This is a genomic window from Pantoea sp. Lu_F5_004 (assembly GCF_051136245.1).
GTDB classification, from domain to species: Bacteria; Pseudomonadota; Gammaproteobacteria; order Enterobacterales; family Enterobacteriaceae; genus Pantoea; species Pantoea agglomerans.
Window position 1 is genome coordinate 539,736 of sequence record NZ_CP194947.1, and the last position, 17,545, is coordinate 557,280.

Here is a 17,545-nt window from a genome sequence, read left to right on the forward strand (position 1 = left end):
TCTGATTTGCCTGAAAGTGGTTTGGTTATGTCAGTGCTGTATCCCGGCAGGCGTTTCTGAAAAGCGGTTCACCGGACAGAATATGCGGTCTATCCAGGAGGTGACTGTATCAATGCGCTGGGTCTCTGAGGCATAGATGGTGCGTCACTTTTTCAATGCCGGTTAAAGCAACAAAGCCAGCTCGTTCATAGAAAGTGAATGCCGATGGAGGAGCGTTTGTGTTGATAAAATCAAACCAGTGGCCAGAATCCTTAAGTATCTCACTGAGCAGGGCACTGCCAACCTGCCTTTTTCTCCATCCTGAGTCTACATAGAGATGTCGCAGACGTCCGATGCCAGTTTTTAGTGTAAACGGGTCGATGTTGAGTCCACACACGCCAATGATTAATCCATCTACAAAAGCCCCAATGAGTTTTTCTCCGGGTCTGTCAAAACGGTTGTGTCCGCTAAGCCAGTTATCTTCCAGTCGGCGCAACATGTTAAATCCTTCAGCCATGCTCTGCGATCTTAACTCAGCAAATCCTGGGCTGTCCGGGGTGATGATTGTGAAGTTGAACATCGTGAAAATCAGGACGTATAGCAGCTTTATTACCTGTTTTTAAAAAACTATTCGATTCATTTTGGGAACGTCAGGGCTGATGTAAGTATCCCGCTATATCAGTACCCGCCCGTTTTTATTATTTGGCGATGCCCATGTTTTGATGAGCCTCAACCTTCATGCTTTACAGCGTGGCCAACAGGAGAGCCTTATCAGGAGAGTTTATGACCGACACACTTAAACAGTCCTGTCACTTCTGTCGATCTTCATCAATGGTCAATGACGTAAATTCGAAAGGCACGGGCTGATCCTCTATTAACAAATTGTGGATAGCCGTGTTTGAAAAGCATGCCATAGGTGTCTGCAATTACTTCCGTTTTAGCTGCGTTATCCATGAAGGTGAGTGAATAGACAGCAATATCATCGACGTAGAAGGAATACACCATTCCGCGGGAACGAAGGCTGGATTGAAGCGCCGGCCCGGATTCCCAGAATGAAGGCGAAATTTTCACAGCTTTTCTATCAGTGATTTTAATTGTGCAATGACGGATTTTTTCTCATCCTCTTCTTCTCTACCGTAAGGACGGGTTGACTCGCGGATAATCAAACGCGTCGGCAGCAATTCACGGAGGTGCATCTGCGGTGCGGCCATCTGCTGGATTAACAACTCAACGGCCCGTTTACCCAGCTTGTTGAAATCCTGCGCAACGGTTGTGAGAGGTGGCTGGAAATAGAGGCTGTCCGCCGTATCATCATAACCGGTGACGGAAACCATCCTGCTGCCGGTGCGGTTCAGTTGCGCGAGAGCACTCAACACCCCGAGCGCCATTTGATCGTTCGCTACGACGATCGCGCTAATCCGCGTATACTGATGTAACAGTTCAAAAGCCTTATGCCAGCCACTGGCAGCACTCCAGTCACCAAAGACCGTTACCGCATTACTCACCCCAAGCCGGTGTAAAGTCTCACGCCAGCTGCTCAATCGCATACGCGCCGAAACGGAACTCTCAGGCCCTGCAAGCAGGCCGAACTCCCGGTGCCCCAGCTCCCAGAGATGACGGATGCAGGCTCCGCAGCCATCAAGGTGATCAAACCTTACGCAGCAGACATTAGTTTCCGGTGAGACATCTAAAAACAGACAGCAAATATCCGGGTTCTCATTCACCAGTTTTTCCGCAATGTTACCTTCAAGGGGCAGATTAATAACCGCGCCTCGGATATTTTGCGCGCGAAATTCATTCAGTCGCGCCTGAAGTGAGACATAGTCAGCCATCACCGGCATCGCGATAGCAACCTCCAGATGATGTGTACCTGCGTGACTTTTTATCGCAGCGGCGATTTGTGAGGGCGCATGCAACGTCAACGACGCGGTAATCAACCCGATAGACGGTGCCGACTTTCCCGCCAGCAATTGTGCTGAGCGGTTCGGTACATAGTGCAACGCCTGCATTGCACGGATGACTTTATCGCGAGTACGTTCAGTCACCACACCAGGTTTATTCAGTACACGTGAGACCGTCTGCTGGGATACACCGGCCTCGCGAGCCACATCTTCTAACGTTGCTGTACGGCGTTCCATCGTCTCCTCCGTTACTCGCTAACAAGAATGTCGTTCGCTAACATTTTATGTCAGAAAATCGACATTAAACTATGGTTTTCGCTCTGTTTCGTGATCGTCCGTGAGTTTCAATCTCACCATTGTTGCCGCTATTAACAAAATATCTGATAACTCATTCCATCTTGTCTAGCGAATGACATTTCACATTTATCCCACAGGTATACCTATGCGACATCACGCTTGCCACCTCTCCGGTGGACCTCTGTTTCATGACGTGCTTGCCCGTGAAGACTGGCAAAACCAGACCATTACACACCTGAACCGTTTACCGGCCCATCCGACCTTTGCCAGCTGGCGCGATCTTCGCTCGGCAAGGGAAAATCAGTTCTCTGCACACCGCCGCCTGCTGGATGGTCAGTGGCAATTTTCTTATGCCCGCAGCCCGTTTGAGGTGGATGCCAGCTGGCTGGAAAACGATCTGGCGGACAGCCGCAGTACACCGGTCCCCTCGAACTGGCAAATGGAAGGGTATGACGTGCCAGTCTATACCAACGTGCGTTACCCCATTGATACTACGCCACCACGCGTACCTGAAGAAAACCCGACCGGCTGCTACTCACTGACGTTTAGCGTCGAGGAAGACTGGCGGGCGAAAGGTCAGACGCAGATTATCTTCGATGGCGTGAACTCCGCATTCCATTTGTGGTGCAACGGCGAATGGGTCGGTTACTCACAGGACAGTCGTCTGCCCGCGGCCTTCGATCTCAGTGCGCTCCTTAAGGCGGGCGAGAACCGCCTCTGCGTCATGGTGATGCGCTGGAGCGCAGGCACCTGGCTTGAAGATCAGGATATGTGGCGGATGAGCGGAATTTTCCGCTCCGTCTGGTTGCTGAATAAACCAACGCTGCACCTTAGCGATGTTCAGCTCACTCCGCAGCTAGATGCGCTTTATCACGACGCCGAGCTGGAGGTCAATGCCACTGTCGCCGCCCCGACACCGTTGCTGGAAAAACTGACGGTGGCCGTTGAGCTGTGGAATGACACGCAACAGGTCGCCAGACATCAGCAGCCGCCAGGCTCACCAGTCACTGATGAACGCGGCAATTATGCTGAACGCACCGTGATGCGCTTGCCTGTAGAACGCCCGGCACTGTGGAGCGCGGAAACACCAAACTGCTACCGGGCCGTAGTCTCACTGTGGTGCGGCGATGAACTGATTGAAGCCGAAGCCTGGGATATCGGTTTTCGTCGGATTGAGATCGATAATGGCCTGCTGAAGTTGAATGGTAAACCGCTGTTGATCCGTGGTGTAAACCGTCATGAACATCACCATCAGCGCGGTCAGGTCGTCACCGAAGAGGATATGGTGCAGGACATTCTTCTGATGAAGCAGAATAATTTCAACGCTGTTCGCTGTTCTCACTATCCTAACGCGCCACGCTGGTACGAGCTCTGTAACCGCTATGGTCTGTACGTGGTCGATGAGGCTAATATCGAGACCCACGGCATGGTGCCAATGAGTCGTCTTTCCGACGATCCGTCCTGGTTAGCGGCCTGGAGCGCCCGCGTCACGCGGATGGTACAAAACAATCGCAACCACCCGTCGATTATTATCTGGTCGCTGGGCAATGAATCCGGCGTGGGTGGCAATCATGAAGCCATGTATCACTGGCTCAAGCGTAACGATCCGTCACGTCCGGTGCAGTATGAAGGGGGCGGTGCGAACAGCACGACTACCGATATTCTCTGCCCGATGTATGCCCGAGTAGAAAGCGATCAGCTTATCCCTGCGGTGCCAAAATGGGGGATTAAAAAGTGGATCAGCCTGCCTGGCGAGCAGCGCCCGTTAATCCTTTGCGAATACGCTCACGCAATGGGCAACAGCCTGGGAAATTATGCCGATTACTGGCAGGCGTTTCGTGATTACCCGCGCCTGCAGGGGGGCTTTATCTGGGACTGGGCCGATCAGGCCATTACTAAAACCTTCGATGATGGCAGTGTCGGCTGGGCGTACGGCGGTGATTTTGGCGATAAGCCCAACGATCGCCAGTTCTGCATGAACGGTCTTGTCTTCCCCGACCGTCGCCCTCATCCGTCATTAATTGAAGCCAAACATGCACAGCAATACTTCCAGTTTGCCCTGCTGTCGCAAACCCCGCTGCGCATTAGCATCACCAGCGAATACCTGTTCCGCCTGGCGGATAACGAGGAACTGCAGTGGCAGGTTCAGGCTGCTGGTGAAACGGTTGCCAGCGGCAGCCTGACCCTTGAACTTCTCCCTGAAGGACAGCGCGAGCTGACGCTGTCGGAGAAATTGACGCTGCCTGCCGGGGCCGAAGAGGTATGGCTGACGCTGGAGGTTATCCAGCCGCAGGCCACGGCCTGGTCCGATGCCGGTCATCGCGTCGCCTGGCAGCAGTTTGCCCTCGCAGCCCCGCTGGTTCTGCGGGCACCTCTGTCTGCAGGAAATGCTCCTGAGCTTGAGCGCAGTGACAGTGCCTGGACGGTGCGCAGCGGTGCGCAGCAGTGGGCGATCGACCGTCAAAGCGGACTATTGACGCATTGGCAGGTGGACGGCGTGGAGCAACTACTGGTTCCGCTGCGCGACCAGTTCATTCGGGCACCACTGGATAATGATATTGGCGTGAGTGAAGTGGAGCGCATCGATCCCAACGCCTGGGTTGAACGCTGGAAAAGCGCAGGCCTGTACAACCTCACCACCCGCTGCGTGCAGTGTGACGCGCATCGTCAGAACAGCAGCGTTGTTGTCGATAGCCGCTGGCACTACCTGAACGGGGATGAGGTTGTGATCGTCAGCCACTGGCAGATGACCTTTGACGCACAAGGCAAGCTGCACCTGACCATTGACGGCGAACGTGCTGGCACACTGCCGCCGCTGCCACGCATCGGGCTGAATTTTCAGGTACTGGATCAGAATAAACCGGTCTCATGGCTGGGATTTGGCCCGCATGAGAACTACCCGGATCGTCGCGCCAGCGCCTGTTTCTCCCGCTGGGAACTGCCGCTGGACGAGATGACTACACCGTACATATTCCCCACCGAGAATGGCCTGCGTTGTGATAACAAAGCACTTGACTGGGGGCGCTGGCACGTGGCGGGCGATTTCCACTTTTCCCTACAGCCTTACGGCACTGCGCAATTAATGAAGACTGACCACTGGCACTGGATGCAGCCGGAAAGTGGCGTCTGGATAACCCTTGATGGGCAGCACATGGGCGTCGGCGGTGATGACTCCTGGACGCCCAGCGTACTGCAGCAATGGCTATTGCTTGAAACACAATGGAAATATCAGTTAACGATTCATTTCCAGTAATAATCGAAGCGTGAGCCCCGGGCTTACCGGCATAACCAGATGGAACAGTCAAAATGAAACTCTCTGAACTCGCACCAAGAGAACGACATAACTTCATTTACTTTATGTTTTTCTTTTTCTTCTATTATTTCATTATGTCGGCCTACTTTCCTTTCTTCCCGGTCTGGCTGGCAGAAGTTAACCACTTAACCAAAACAGAAACAGGGATTGTGTTTTCATCTATCTCACTGTTTGCAATTATTTTCCAGCCGGTGTTTGGTCTGCTCTCCGATAAACTGGGGTTACGCAAACACTTGCTCTGGATTATCACAGTCTTACTGATTTTATTTGCGCCCTTCTTTATTTTTGTTCTGTCTCCTTTACTGCAGATGAATATTTTCGCTGGTGCACTGGTTGGCGGGATCTATCTGGGAGTCGTCTTCTCCAGTGGATCAGGGGCGGTAGAAGCCTATATTGAACGCGTAAGTCGGGCTAACCGTTTTGAGTACGGAAAGGTTCGTGTTTCCGGCTGTATTGGCTGGGCGTTATGTGCATCAATCACCGGTATTTTATTTAGCATCGACCCTAATATTACATTCTGGATTGCCTCCGGTTTTGCCCTGGCGCTAGCCGTACTGTTATGGATGTCACGCCCGGAAGGGAGCAACAGCGAGCGGGTTATCGACGCGCTTGGTGCCAACCGCCAGGCTTTTTCTATGCGCACCGCCGCCGAGCTATTGCGGATGCCACGCTTCTGGGGATTTATTATTTACGTTGTAGGTGTCGCCAGTGTCTATGATGTGTTCGACCAGCAGTTTGCTAACTTCTTCAAAGGGTTTTTCTCCAGCCCACAACGCGGGACCGAAGTGTTTGGCTTTGTCACTACCGGTGGGGAAATACTCAATGCAACGATTATGTTTTTTGCCCCTGCCATCGTTAACCGCATTGGTGCGAAGAACGCCCTCCTGGCCGCAGGCGTCATTATGTCGGCGCGTATTTTGGGTTCTTCTTTTGCCTCTTCAGCCACAGAAGTGGTTATCTTAAAAATGCTCCATATGTTTGAACTTCCTTTCCTGTTGGTCGGCACCTTTAAATATATCTCCTCCGCATTTAACCCAAAACTTTCGGCAACCTTGTTCCTGATTGGTTTTAATTTATCAAAGCAACTTTCGGGCGTTGTACTGTCGACATGGGTAGGCCGGATGTATGACACCGTAGGCTTCCATCAGGCTTATCTTGTTTTAGGCTGTATCACACTGAGCTTTACCATTATTTCCCTCTTTACCCTGAAAGGGAGTAAAACACTGCTTCCGGCAACCGGATATAACAGCGCCACCTGATAATAAGTGCCCACTTCACATAGCGGGCGCTTATCCTGGCCGGGTGTCTTATTCCGGGGTAATGGTTGTCGGCGACTAAGCTCCCGCGCTGCTGTATCGAAGGGGTGATCCTGGCAAAAAGGGTGGAGGCCCTGTTCAGGGCGGCGCCGCCCAGCCTGTGCCTGTCACTGACGTTTCGAATGTCAATGACGTTATGCTAACCGCAGAGAATGACGCCATCATGCCCTATTGGCAAGGTCCGCTTCGTGCCAGAAGCGGAAGTTCAGATAGTAAGCAGCACAGCCGTTCTGGGATTATAAAACATCTAAAACTATCCGTGATTATGGTCAGTCTGTATGTTCGTAACCTGTCTGATATGAAGTGTTTTTTTCTATCATCCTCGAGCACGTTTCTCCACCCCTGATGCCTGGCCGCCCCTCCCCCCGATAGGCGTTAAATCTTAAAGAGACACTTAAGGGTGGAAAGAGAGTTTACAGCAGGCAAGTAGCGCGGTTAGAGCCAGTAACAATACCGCCAACCCCAGAACAGACTGACTGAAACCAAAGCCTGCACTGACGGCGTTTGCAAGAACGGCCGCACTGCCTATCTGCAGGAAACCTATCAAACCGGAGGCGGTCGCAACCTGACCGTGCCTACTGCTGATCGCACCGGATATTGCCAGAGAAAGGCTGGAACCGTTTGCCAGGCTGACCAGGCACATAGGAAGCAGTATCATTAGTATACCCTGTTCAGCCCAAAACATTTCAACCGCATAAGCCAGACCGCCAAGCACAAAACAGACAATACCGGCAATAACAATATGATCATACTGCCAGTGGTTCAAAAGCCGCTTCGTTAAGAGATTGGCGCTGATAATTCCGACCGTTAAGGGGATATAAAGCCAGCCCCGTGTTTCTTCGCTGACTCTAAGTTGCGCGAATAAGAACGGCGACTGAGTCAGATAGATAAACCATGCGCTGTAAATGCAGCAGACGATAAGTGTGTAACGCCAGAAGCCCGGGTCTGAACACACTGTACTTAACCCTGAAAAAGGGGATGCAGTAACAGATGTGTTTCCGGGTCGTGTTTCGCGCATAAACAAGATCATCAGCATCGTAATCATCCCAAAAACAGCAACAAAAAAGAAATCTGCGTGCCATCCAAAAGTACTAGAGAGATGTCCCCCAACCACGGGGGCCAGGGCAGGCGACAATGAAACCAGTGGATAAATAACCGCGTAAACCCTGGCAGAAATGACCTTGTCACAGGTATCAGCGATCAGAGCACGACCAAGTACCAGACCCGCTGCGGCACCAGCCCCTTCCAGCAGACGAAAAAGCAGAAATGAAGGATAGCTGTCAGCAACGGCACATCCCAGTGAACCGACAATGTAAACCGTAGTGCCGGCCAACAGGACGGGTTTGCGCCCGAAGCGATCGGAAAACGGGCCATAGAAAAGCTGGCTTATGGCCAGAGCCAGTAAATAGACTGAAATGGTCTGTGAGATTTGCGATGGCGTGACGCCAAGTTCATGTGCCATATCTGGCATGGCTGGAAGATAAATATCAGACGCAATGAGTCCAAAAGCACTCAACATAGCAACGGTAATAATAAATGAGAGACGAGGCATCATATTCCCGGTATTGAACCTATTTAATAAAACAGAGCGCGTAGCTTAGCCATTGTTCCATTCTGCGAAAATGCACTACCATGCATGATATACCTGCAAAAATGCATTAAGGGGGGATAATGAACTGGGATGATGTCAGGTTTTTCCTGGCGGTACACCGTGCGGGCACGCTGCGCGGTGCAGCTGAACAGCTTTATGTTGATCAAACTACCGTCGGGCGCAGGCTTAACGCGCTTGAGAAGACGTTGGGCAGTAAGCTTTTCCTGAAGAGCAGTAATGGCTGGATACTGACAGCCGGCGCGCGAAAAATACTTTCTCTTGCAGAAGAGATCGAACGCTTGTCGGTCAGCTTTGAACGCCGAGTTGCCGGAGATGATGACCGGCTGGAAGGTGAAGTGCATGTCACGACCACAGACTCACTGGCCGTCGATTTTGTCCTGCCAGCAATTGAGCGGATTCAGCATATCTATCCAGATATTCGGGTTAGTCTGACTACCACTACCCGCTTACTGGACTTAGGCCGCCGTGAGGCGGATATAGCGGTACGCACGATCAGGCCAGAACAGCCCGATTTAATTGTCCGAAAACTCGCTTCAAGTGATGTGGGACTTTTCGCAACACAAAAGTATATTGATAACTTTGGCATACCAGAGTCAGGTAGTGGGTTTGAGGGACATCGTATTGCTCTTTACCAGCCAGGCATAACGCGCTCCCAGGATGATCTGCTGGCAGGAGAAACGCGGCATAAAGGGCGGGTGGTGGCAGAACTCGACTCCAGCATGATGTTAACTACCTTCATTCGTGCTGGGCTGGCCCTTGGAGAATTACCTGATTATCTTACAAAAAAGTATCGGGAGCTTATTCGCCTGTGGCCGGAGCGTGCGCGTAAAAATCCCTATGAGGTATGGCTGGTAATGCATCAGGATCTGGCGCATACCGCAAGAGTCAGAGCAGTAATGACTACGCTGGCTGATGAGTTTAATGCGTAAGAAAGCATGTTTAAGAAGGAGTGCAGGACATTGATATAACTCTTTAGAGCATGGGAGCTAAATAGTCTAAGCGCGGCCTCCGCTTTTCGCTCATTGCGGACGTTAGCCTTACGTCAGTCCGCTTTGTGCCAGAAGCGGACATTACAGCGGCAATGGTATTATCCTAAGCTCATTGCAATATCTGCTGTCTTTACTGACAGAAATTGCGGTGATGAACGGCTCCCAATACTAAATTTTTAATAACTTATAAAAAGTTTTCTGAAAAATTATACTCTTAGTTTGTTGCTCAAATTTGATCTCTGAGGATGGATTTTTATGGCTCTTGAACCAGAAATTGCAAATCTTGTAAACGATTTCATCTCTGCAGGTCGTCCGTCATCGCGTAATCAGACGTTCCGGGAACGTCGGGATGGTTATGTCGCAAGCACAGCACTGGCTGGTAGTACTGAGACACGCGTAAATATTGAAGACATGATTATTGACAACATACCGTTGCGTATTTTCTCGCCATTAAATGAAAAGAAAGTGTTACCTACGGTTGTCTATTATCATGGTGGCTGTTTTGTAAGTGGTGGTTTTTTAACGCATGAAAATCAATTGCGACAAATTGCTTTCCTGGGTGGTTGCCGTGTCGTTGCTGTGCAGTATCGTTTAGCGCCAGAACATACTTATCCTGCAGCACATGATGATGCTGAATATGCCGCTAACACTGTATGGAAACACGCACAAGTGTTAGGTATTGACCGTAATTATATAACGTTAATGGGAGATAGCGCGGGCGGCCATCTTGCTCTGATAACAGCGTTGCGAGTGAGAAGTGCAGGGCAGTGGTTACCCAGACAGCTAGTACTCATTTATCCTATGCTGGATGCAACAGCATCATCTGAAAGTTATAAGTTAAACGGCAGTGATTATGTGATAACTCGTGATACGCTAATTACCGGTTTCGAAGCCTATTTCCCTAACACTAATTTTGACCACCCTGACGCCAGTCCGTTATTCCGTAATGATTTCTCGGGGTTGCCGCCAATACATATCATTACAGCGGAATATGACCCCTTGCGCGATGAAGGCGAAGCCTTGTTTGTTCGCATGACACAACAGGGGGTAAAGTGCACGGCACAACGCTACCTCGGCGTCATCCACGGCTTCTTCCAGCTTGGAGGCATTAGCCAGACAGCACGTAATCTGATGCGGGACATTTGCTCCCTGCTTCGTTGAGTTGATGAGCGATGACATACTATTTTATCAGGTCATTACCTTATCGCTAAATCAGAAAAATAGCGGACCAAAGGTGAACCACGGCATAACGTCAGATTCTCGCTCATAGCGGACAAAGATAAAACCACCCTGGATCACGCATTTCAGGCCTGCCGCTTACACTGTAGGAACCGGAGATCACAGCCCCCGATTCTCTACCCTGGTTAAAAGACAACCTTCATAAGCCGTTCTGCGCTCAGCAGCCAAACTTGCCCATTAGCTTTTTCTTCATGCTCCGGACATAGAATGGCGTAAACTGCGACTTTATATGAGAATCCAGTCCGGTGTGGTTTTTAACAGGGCACATCGGAGCCAGATGCTGACATCCTGTTCTATAAACTCGTGAGTCAGAACCGTTGCCAGCGTATTCATCAGTGTCTGTTTAACATTCATGTTCAAGCGAACGTGCCTGACGGCTAAAGAGAACGATGTAAGTTCAGCTATTCAAACCAGGAAAATAAGATGTTTTTACCGGAAGCACGATTTACAAAAATCTTAACTCACTTCTCATTCCTGGCATGAGTCGTCAGCTGTTTGTTTCTCTGGATGGGCCCAAGGGAACCGGTAAAACCACCCTGCTGGAGTCCATTACGCAAGTGCTAAGAGCAGATAACAGGAAGGTGATCCGACTTAGCGAGCAAAAAAGCGATCCCTTCAGGGCGGAAACAATGGCGCTGGTTAACAGGCTCGCCAGAAATCCCTCCGTCGAACTGGAACGGGAAATTTGTGAACGCTTTGCCGTTAGCCGTGCCTGGATTTCACAGAATGTACTCACTAAACAGCCCGGGAACTGCATTATCCTGATGGATCGCTGGTATCCGTCTGATGCCGCGTTTCGGCGGATGATGCCCTTTGCAGAGATTTTGCAGCGAAACATTGAACTCAACGTGCGAGCACCAGACCTGCATGTCGGGGTGGTCACGGCACCTGAAGTTTCATGGGAACGAGCCGCGGCACGATCGCGTGGGCTGGGCAGTACAGTCATTCACAGGCTGGAAGAGCATGTCGCTTGCACCAGAGTGTTCGAGCAGGAGATGACCAACCACGGCTGGTTTTTATGTCGCAATGAAGGAACCATAGAAGAGGCAACGATGCAGGTCATTGCTGAAATCTATAAAACGCTTTGATGCCGAACAGGCATCGGTTTCTGGGGCTGACTCTCCGCCAAAAATTGCCAGTTAATAGCGCGTCCTGTTCCGTTTTGCACTCCCCTGTCCGGGCTTTATGAATATATCGCCTCTGCAGATTACTGTTTTCGGTCTTTGACACCAGAAAATAAACCCCATAACAGTCGCGTTATCATCTCTTCTTCGAAAATCCGCGCCACCTTTGATTTTTAACTCAAAAATCATCCACCTGAATTTTACTTGTCTGAAATCAACATTAGTCAGATTACCGCTGGCACAGATAACCCGCTTTCACTTATAAAATTGCTTTATTTTTCATATAAGGCACAGGGAATTGCGCTACGCATCAATACCATTTAATCACAATCAACTGGGCTGGCCTGCGGGTGAGCATTGTTTTCCGCCGCAGCCCATGCTGCGAGAGGATATCACTGCAGACTGGGTTATCGTCGGCGCGGGATTTGCAGGTGTTGCCTTTGCGCGCCGCCTGGCTGAAATTAAGCCCGGTCTGAAAATTATCATCGTCGACGCGCACAGCACACGGGAAAGCGCATCGGCACGTAATTCCGGATTTGTTATCGGTCTGCCTCATAATATTGGCAGCTCGACCGCTGAATTAAAAAAGGCCAACGCTTACCGTAACCTGCTTCAGGAAGGTATTCGTCAACTGGAGCAGGTTATTTCTCAGTATCATCTTCAGTGTGACTGGGAACAGGTCGGTAAATATCACTGCCAGGCTGAGCGTGGCAACGATCGTATTTTAAAGGAGTACGCCAGCCACCTCGATTTAATGGATGAGCCATGGCAGATGTCAGACAGCGAGGAGCTTTACCTTAAACTCGGCACGCGCTTTTACAGCAAAGGGATATACACACCAGGCTGTGTGCTGGTTAATCCGGCGCAGTTGATCGCCGGGCTAAGCCACTATTTACCTGAAAATGTTCAACGCTTCGATAACACGCCAGTGCTGGGGATTCGCTACGGCAGCATGGCTGAAGTGCTGTCACCGTTTGGCATCATCAAAACGCGAAAGGTGATGCTGGCCACCAATGCATTATCACCAGAGTTGCGACCAGGGCTTTCGCGTCAGGCTGCAATGGCGACCTTCGCCAGCATTACCGATCCACTGACCGATGAACAACTGGCGACTCTGCCTCCCATGCAGAGCTGGGGGCTTACGCCGGTTAATGCGATTGCCGGTGCAACCTTCCGTTTTACCTCAGACCGCCGTTTCCTGATTCGCCAGCACGTGATACCCGCACTTAGCGGTCAGGTGAATGCCGCGCAGACCTGGCAGGCGACCCGGCTGCATCAGCGCTTATTTCATAAAGTCTATCCGACCCTGGGCAGCGTAAAGATAACCCACACCTGGTCCGGCACCATCAGTGTTACGCGAAACGGCGCGCCTGAATGGGGCATGCTGAACAACTTTATCTGTACGGCGGGTGGCTGTAACGGCGCAGGCGTTTCAAAACAGACCGTGGCGGGCAGTCTGCTGGCGGATTTCATGATGAAACAGGACAACCCGCATATTGCGGATATGCTGTCGCTGGGCAAGGCCAGTTTCATGCCGCCATCGCCGGCGCTGGATATCGGCATAAAACTGTCACTGATGAAAGAGCGTTATCTGGGCCGTAAAGAGGTCTGATAATCCGTAACTGTAATGGTCGATACACGGGATATTGCTGAAGTGGCCGCAATTAAACTGATAAGGCGCAACCAGGCCGGCGAAGAATTACCGGTCGAAACGCTCAATCTCGTGGGGCCAGATACGCTGACCGGAGAAGAGGCAGCAGCAGCCTGGCAACAGCTTCTGGGCCGTCCGGTAATTTATGGAGGAGATAATCCGGATGCATTCGAAGCCAATATGGCGGAGTTTATGCCGCGCTGGATGGCGAATGAAATGCGGCTGATGGCTGAACGTTACGTCAGTGATGGGATGATTCCACAAGAGGGCGACCGGGAACGTCTGGTCACCCTGCCTGGCCGCCCACTGCATACCTATCGTGACTTTATTAGCACACTCCCCGGAGAGTAATCTGGATCTCTCAGGCTTAAGGACAAGCCTGCAGAGCAATACCGTGGACCAGATGCCTGAGCCAGAGCCACTATGCAAAAATATTCTCAGAACAATCTTTATCCAGAACTTCAATGCAGACAGATTATCCTTGCCTGGCGATTTAAACCGGCCAGTTTATGGCACGGTTGTTTTCGATAATATCCTGATGAGAGGGTGCATCACCCAGCGTCGCGAAACTGGCATAAAGCTGTGGCAACCGAGCCTGACCTTCTCCCTTTCTGGCCAACGCCAGAGCTCGCAGCATCACGGGCGCTTCCCAGTCACAGCAGTAACAAGGTGTGCAGGGCTGCTGACGCCATGATTCAGCGATAGTCCCAGAGAACACAGGATCAAAACCGGTGTCGTTAACCAGTGACATGGCCGTCTGCACAGCATCAGGATGATCCCCCGCTACGGCAACCGCCAGACGACCCCGACTTCCCAGCGGCTGGCCCAGATCGGCGAGCGAGTCGGCAAGGATATTATTAAAAGCTTTAACCACAGGGTGTCCGATCTGCTCCTGAACCCATTCGCTTTCGGTCTGCCCATCATCCAGTGCAGTAATCGGTGCGTCGCGCAGGCCAGGATAGTAGTTGCTGGTGTCGATCACCGGGACATGGGGTGGAAGGTGATCGAAAAGCCCATCAGGCAGGCTGCTAAGTGCCGGCAGCGGAATGGAGAGAATCACGGCTTCGACGTCTGTAACCGCTCCCCTGATGTCTGTGGGTTCTGCATTAATTTCACCCGCAAAAACACGCACGCCATCAACTCCACGTGAATTAGCGATTTTTACCTTGTGCCCCGCTTCACTGAGCTTACGTGCCAGGGTACCACCGATATTACCTGTGCCAATTACGCCGATTTTCATATTTCGCTCCTGATTCTGTGGTGAGTGAGATACCCTACATATTCACTGAATAAACAACAAGAACCGACAAAATAGTGGGTTACTAACCTGAAGGTAAGTATGGAAAGAGACTGGCGTTGTGATATTCCGGAGCAGCGACTGGTGTGGGCTCAGGCTACCACCGAAGCGCTGAAGATTATTGAAGGTAAATGGAAGACAATTATTATCTGTCAGCTTTTCGCCGCTAAAGGCCCGCTGCGCTTTTCAGAGCTGGAGCGCCGGATTGAGGGCGTAAATCAAAAAATGCTGATCCAGCAGCTTAAGCAACTGGAACAGGATGGCATCGTGACACGCACGGTTTATCCCGAAGTTCCACCGCGTGTTGAGTACTCACTTACCGATCTGGGAAAAGCGCTTGGGCCATCAATGACTGCTCTGATTGACTGGGCCTTCCTGCGTCGTGAAACGCTGGGTCTTGATGGCTCCTGAAGCTCGCAATTCAAGCCAGTTATACCGATGTGTCTGAGCGCAGAAAACGCTTAAAATATCCTCTCAGGCACGTGGTTTTTCTTAACATGAGTATGAGTTTAAACGCTTCAGGAACCGCGCCCGGAGTGGAAATAGCTCGACAGTGACTTCACAGGAGAGCAGCTCCGTCAGCATGGAGATCGATCCTGAATGCATGTCACTTCACCAGTCAGATGTCACCTGAACGGGTCATGCCGACCGCTGGCCACAAAAATCGCTCTTCATGCGTGCTGTCGAAATCGGGATCGGTATAGATGTGAAGCCGCTTAATTTTAAGCCCATCGAACTGGAAAACGTTACAGTAACGGCCTTCAGAGCGACCCTTTACAGGCCAGGGCGTTCCGTTAGCGCTGATTCCACTCTCAAACCCTTCAACGACAACGTGATCGCCCGCAACCAGAATATTCATCCGCTCGAAGTCGTGCTCGATCTTTTGCAGGGTGCTCATCATTCCCTGAGCGGCGCGAGCCACTTCAGCTTTTCCGTATCCTACACCGAACTTTGGAAAGTAGATCTGAATGTCGTCTGTCAGAAGATCCACCATTGACGAATCGCCCGAGTCGAGTTTGCGAAAGTAGTCCTTAACAACTGTAACGCGCTGGTTTTGCTGCTCTTCGTTCACACTCTTTCCTTCTCTGTTTCGGGCCAGACGCTATCATCTGCGCCAGCAAAAAAATTTAATACTGGTCGTTACAGTATTATTAGTACAGAGTTGGACGCGGGCCGTCAATTTTTTTATAATGACCGTTATAGAATTGGAGGCTAAATGGGAAGACATCGGGAATTTGACGCGGAGGTCGCTTTAGAAGCAGCCCTGGTGATGTTCTGGAAAAACGGTTACGAAGGCACCTCCTTTGATAACCTGACACGTGCGACGGGCGTTGCGCGTCCGAGTCTTTACGCCACCTTTGGAAACAAAGAGAGCCTTTTCCGTAAAGCGCTGGAGAGATATGAAGTCAGATATATGGCTTTTATGACCGGAGCACTCCAGGAACCAAACGTTCATGATGCGGTGCGACTCATTCTTAATGGCATGCTGGATACCCACACGCTCGGTGGTGAATGCCGGGGATGTCTCGGTATTAATGGCGCTCTGGCATGTTCAGAGGGGGCTGAGATCATTCGCCAGGAATTGATCACTCGCCGCATTGGCTCGGAGACGGCTTTGCTGGAGAGGCTCAAACGTGCAAAGCACGAGGGCGAGCTTTCTTCATCCGCTGATTGTGAAATGTTAGCGAAATACCTTATGACTGTAGCGCAGGGCATGGCTGTTCAGGCAAAGGCTGGCGTAACGAGAGAGAAACTCCAGCCGATGGTGGATTATGTCATTTCTGGCTGGTCCCGATGATCCCGTAACAGCACTTGCGGATAATTCGGAACCAGCCAGCCTGGTTACATCGCCATGTGCTGGGCGGACTTCAGATGCTGTTCTACAACAGGGGTATGCGCGTCAGCCAGCGCCTTCACATCCGGATCCTTTATCTTCGTCGCGTCGCTCTTCAACGTCGACAGCACCATCTTATGATCCATTATTCCGGCGTTTTCCATATACATTTTGTCAAAGGCACCGCCGCTCTGCTTTTCCAGCTTGTCGGCCATGGCCTTATGTTTAGCGTCTGGCGCAGTCGGTAATGTCACCTCTTTTTGCTTAGCAACCGCCTGAACTTTTGTCAGGGCACTGCCATGATCTTCGACCATCTTCTGTGCAAAGGTTTTAACTTCTGCACTTTGTGTTTTGTTCAGCGCAATTTTGGCGGCGGCAATTTCATTGATATTGGCCTGCGCCATATCCTTCAGTGCTTTTTCATCACCAGGACTGAGCTTGTCATTCTTTACGGTCTGCGGTGTATTTCCACCCTGCGGGGCGCTTGTCTGCGTCTCAGCCTGTACGCTGGCAGTGCTGAAGAGAGCGACGACAGCTGATATAGCCAGCCATCCTTTATAGCTTTTATTAGTTTTCATTTTGAACTCCTGCATATTATGGGAAGACCGATATCAGAAAAATTCTGCTCACAATTACCTGCTCCGTCTCATGAGTTGTCATGTTTTCTACCTCACTTAAGGTGTCTTATGTAGCAGAGTGATTAAGCGTTGTACTAAAATCAGGTAATCGCAACTATAAACAATGAATTGCAGCAGCATAAAAATAAAGATAATGTATTCCGCCTCGCTTAAAGCCGAAAATTTATCTATTGTTAGCAAGGATTTCAGCATAAAATTTATACGAAATATCAAAACATCGTACAGCTTTTCTTTGATTACTTTGAGATAATTCTTAAGATTGCTATGTGGTTGTCGGCCGTTTAATGCTGGGTAATAACTAACAGGTGACATAATAATGTGAAGAGGTTGAACTCATATTACCTCCTTACATCGC

At 50.6% G+C, this 17,545-nt stretch carries 15 protein-coding genes and 1 pseudogene; 9 read left to right on the forward strand and 7 right to left on the reverse strand.

The window, feature by feature from the left end; genetic code table 11:
- Positions 1-109 precede the first annotated feature (109 nt).
- The 3 genes from ACR8BN_RS21545 to ACR8BN_RS21555 form a co-directional block, all read right to left on the reverse strand.
- Positions 110-559, reverse strand: coding sequence for a GNAT family N-acetyltransferase (locus tag ACR8BN_RS21545; RefSeq protein WP_311976671.1), 450 nt, complete (start codon positions 557-559; stop codon positions 110-112).
- A gap of 248 nt (positions 560-807) precedes the next feature.
- Entirely contained in the window at positions 808-1,050 is a 243-nt protein-coding gene (locus ACR8BN_RS21550) for a hypothetical protein (protein WP_208003379.1), read from the reverse strand.
- Positions 1,047-2,117, reverse strand: coding sequence for a LacI family DNA-binding transcriptional regulator (locus ACR8BN_RS21555; RefSeq protein WP_143990970.1), 1,071 nt, complete (start codon positions 2,115-2,117; stop codon positions 1,047-1,049). Before ACR8BN_RS21555 ends, ACR8BN_RS21550 begins: the two co-directional genes overlap by 4 nt.
- A gap of 205 nt (positions 2,118-2,322) precedes the next feature.
- Here ACR8BN_RS21555 and ACR8BN_RS21560 point away from each other — a divergent pair, with 205 nt between their 5' ends.
- Positions 2,323-5,430 (forward strand): beta-galactosidase, encoded by a 3,108-nt coding sequence (locus tag ACR8BN_RS21560; protein WP_311976673.1) that lies wholly within the window; start codon positions 2,323-2,325, stop codon positions 5,428-5,430.
- A 53-nt stretch (positions 5,431-5,483) separates the two neighbouring features.
- Positions 5,484-6,749 (forward strand): MFS transporter, encoded by a 1,266-nt coding sequence (locus ACR8BN_RS21565; protein ID WP_311976674.1) that lies wholly within the window; start codon positions 5,484-5,486, stop codon positions 6,747-6,749.
- A gap of 451 nt (positions 6,750-7,200) precedes the next feature.
- Here ACR8BN_RS21565 and ACR8BN_RS21570 read toward each other — a convergent pair whose 3' ends face one another.
- Complete coding sequence (locus ACR8BN_RS21570; RefSeq protein ID WP_311977867.1) at positions 7,201-8,361, reverse strand: multidrug effflux MFS transporter; 1,161 nt, start codon at positions 8,359-8,361, stop codon at positions 7,201-7,203.
- Positions 8,362-8,477: 116 nt separating this feature from the next.
- Here ACR8BN_RS21570 and ACR8BN_RS21575 point away from each other — a divergent pair, with 116 nt between their 5' ends.
- From ACR8BN_RS21575 to ACR8BN_RS21595, 5 genes and pseudogenes are all read left to right on the forward strand, one after another.
- Positions 8,478-9,347 carry a LysR family transcriptional regulator gene (locus tag ACR8BN_RS21575; RefSeq protein ID WP_134161224.1) on the forward strand — a complete coding sequence of 290 codons (870 nt, stop codon included), beginning with the start codon at positions 8,478-8,480 and terminating at the stop codon, positions 9,345-9,347.
- A 315-nt stretch (positions 9,348-9,662) separates the two neighbouring features.
- On the forward strand, positions 9,663-10,568 hold the full coding sequence (locus tag ACR8BN_RS21580; RefSeq protein ID WP_134161226.1) for an alpha/beta hydrolase: 906 nt from the start codon (positions 9,663-9,665) through the stop codon (positions 10,566-10,568).
- 557 nt (positions 10,569-11,125) lie between these two features.
- Positions 11,126-11,734 carry a dTMP kinase gene (locus ACR8BN_RS21585; protein WP_434747702.1) on the forward strand — a complete coding sequence of 203 codons (609 nt, stop codon included), beginning with the start codon at positions 11,126-11,128 and terminating at the stop codon, positions 11,732-11,734.
- 334 nt (positions 11,735-12,068) lie between these two features.
- Positions 12,069-13,382: an NAD(P)/FAD-dependent oxidoreductase gene (locus ACR8BN_RS21590; protein WP_069026900.1), complete on the forward strand. Its 1,314-nt coding sequence runs from the start codon at positions 12,069-12,071 to the stop codon at positions 13,380-13,382.
- A 15-nt stretch (positions 13,383-13,397) separates the two neighbouring features.
- Positions 13,398-13,772 (forward strand): annotated as a pseudogene (locus ACR8BN_RS21595) (NmrA/HSCARG family protein); the annotation flags it as partial.
- A 142-nt stretch (positions 13,773-13,914) separates the two neighbouring features.
- Here the strand turns inward: ACR8BN_RS21595 and ACR8BN_RS21600 are convergent.
- The gene (locus ACR8BN_RS21600) at positions 13,915-14,661 is read right to left on the reverse strand and encodes an NADPH-dependent F420 reductase (protein ID WP_434747703.1); all 747 of its coding nucleotides are present in this window, start codon (positions 14,659-14,661) and stop codon (positions 13,915-13,917) included.
- A gap of 99 nt (positions 14,662-14,760) precedes the next feature.
- Between ACR8BN_RS21600 and ACR8BN_RS21605 the strand changes: the two genes are divergently transcribed.
- Positions 14,761-15,129, forward strand: coding sequence for a winged helix-turn-helix transcriptional regulator (locus tag ACR8BN_RS21605; protein ID WP_031594296.1), 369 nt, complete (start codon positions 14,761-14,763; stop codon positions 15,127-15,129).
- A 208-nt stretch (positions 15,130-15,337) separates the two neighbouring features.
- Here the strand turns inward: ACR8BN_RS21605 and ACR8BN_RS21610 are convergent, their stop codons facing one another.
- The gene (locus ACR8BN_RS21610; RefSeq protein WP_434747704.1) at positions 15,338-15,790 is read right to left on the reverse strand and encodes a nuclear transport factor 2 family protein; all 453 of its coding nucleotides are present in this window, start codon (positions 15,788-15,790) and stop codon (positions 15,338-15,340) included.
- A gap of 144 nt (positions 15,791-15,934) precedes the next feature.
- Between ACR8BN_RS21610 and ACR8BN_RS21615 the strand changes: the two genes are divergently transcribed.
- Entirely contained in the window at positions 15,935-16,516 is a 582-nt protein-coding gene (locus tag ACR8BN_RS21615; protein ID WP_434747705.1) for a TetR/AcrR family transcriptional regulator, read from the forward strand.
- 44 nt (positions 16,517-16,560) lie between these two features.
- On the opposite strand, the gene ACR8BN_RS21620 is transcribed toward ACR8BN_RS21615, so the two are convergent.
- Positions 16,561-17,130, reverse strand: a complete 570-nt coding sequence (locus tag ACR8BN_RS21620; RefSeq protein WP_031594299.1) for a DUF4142 domain-containing protein — start codon at positions 17,128-17,130, stop codon at positions 16,561-16,563.
- Positions 17,131-17,545 lie beyond the last annotated feature (415 nt).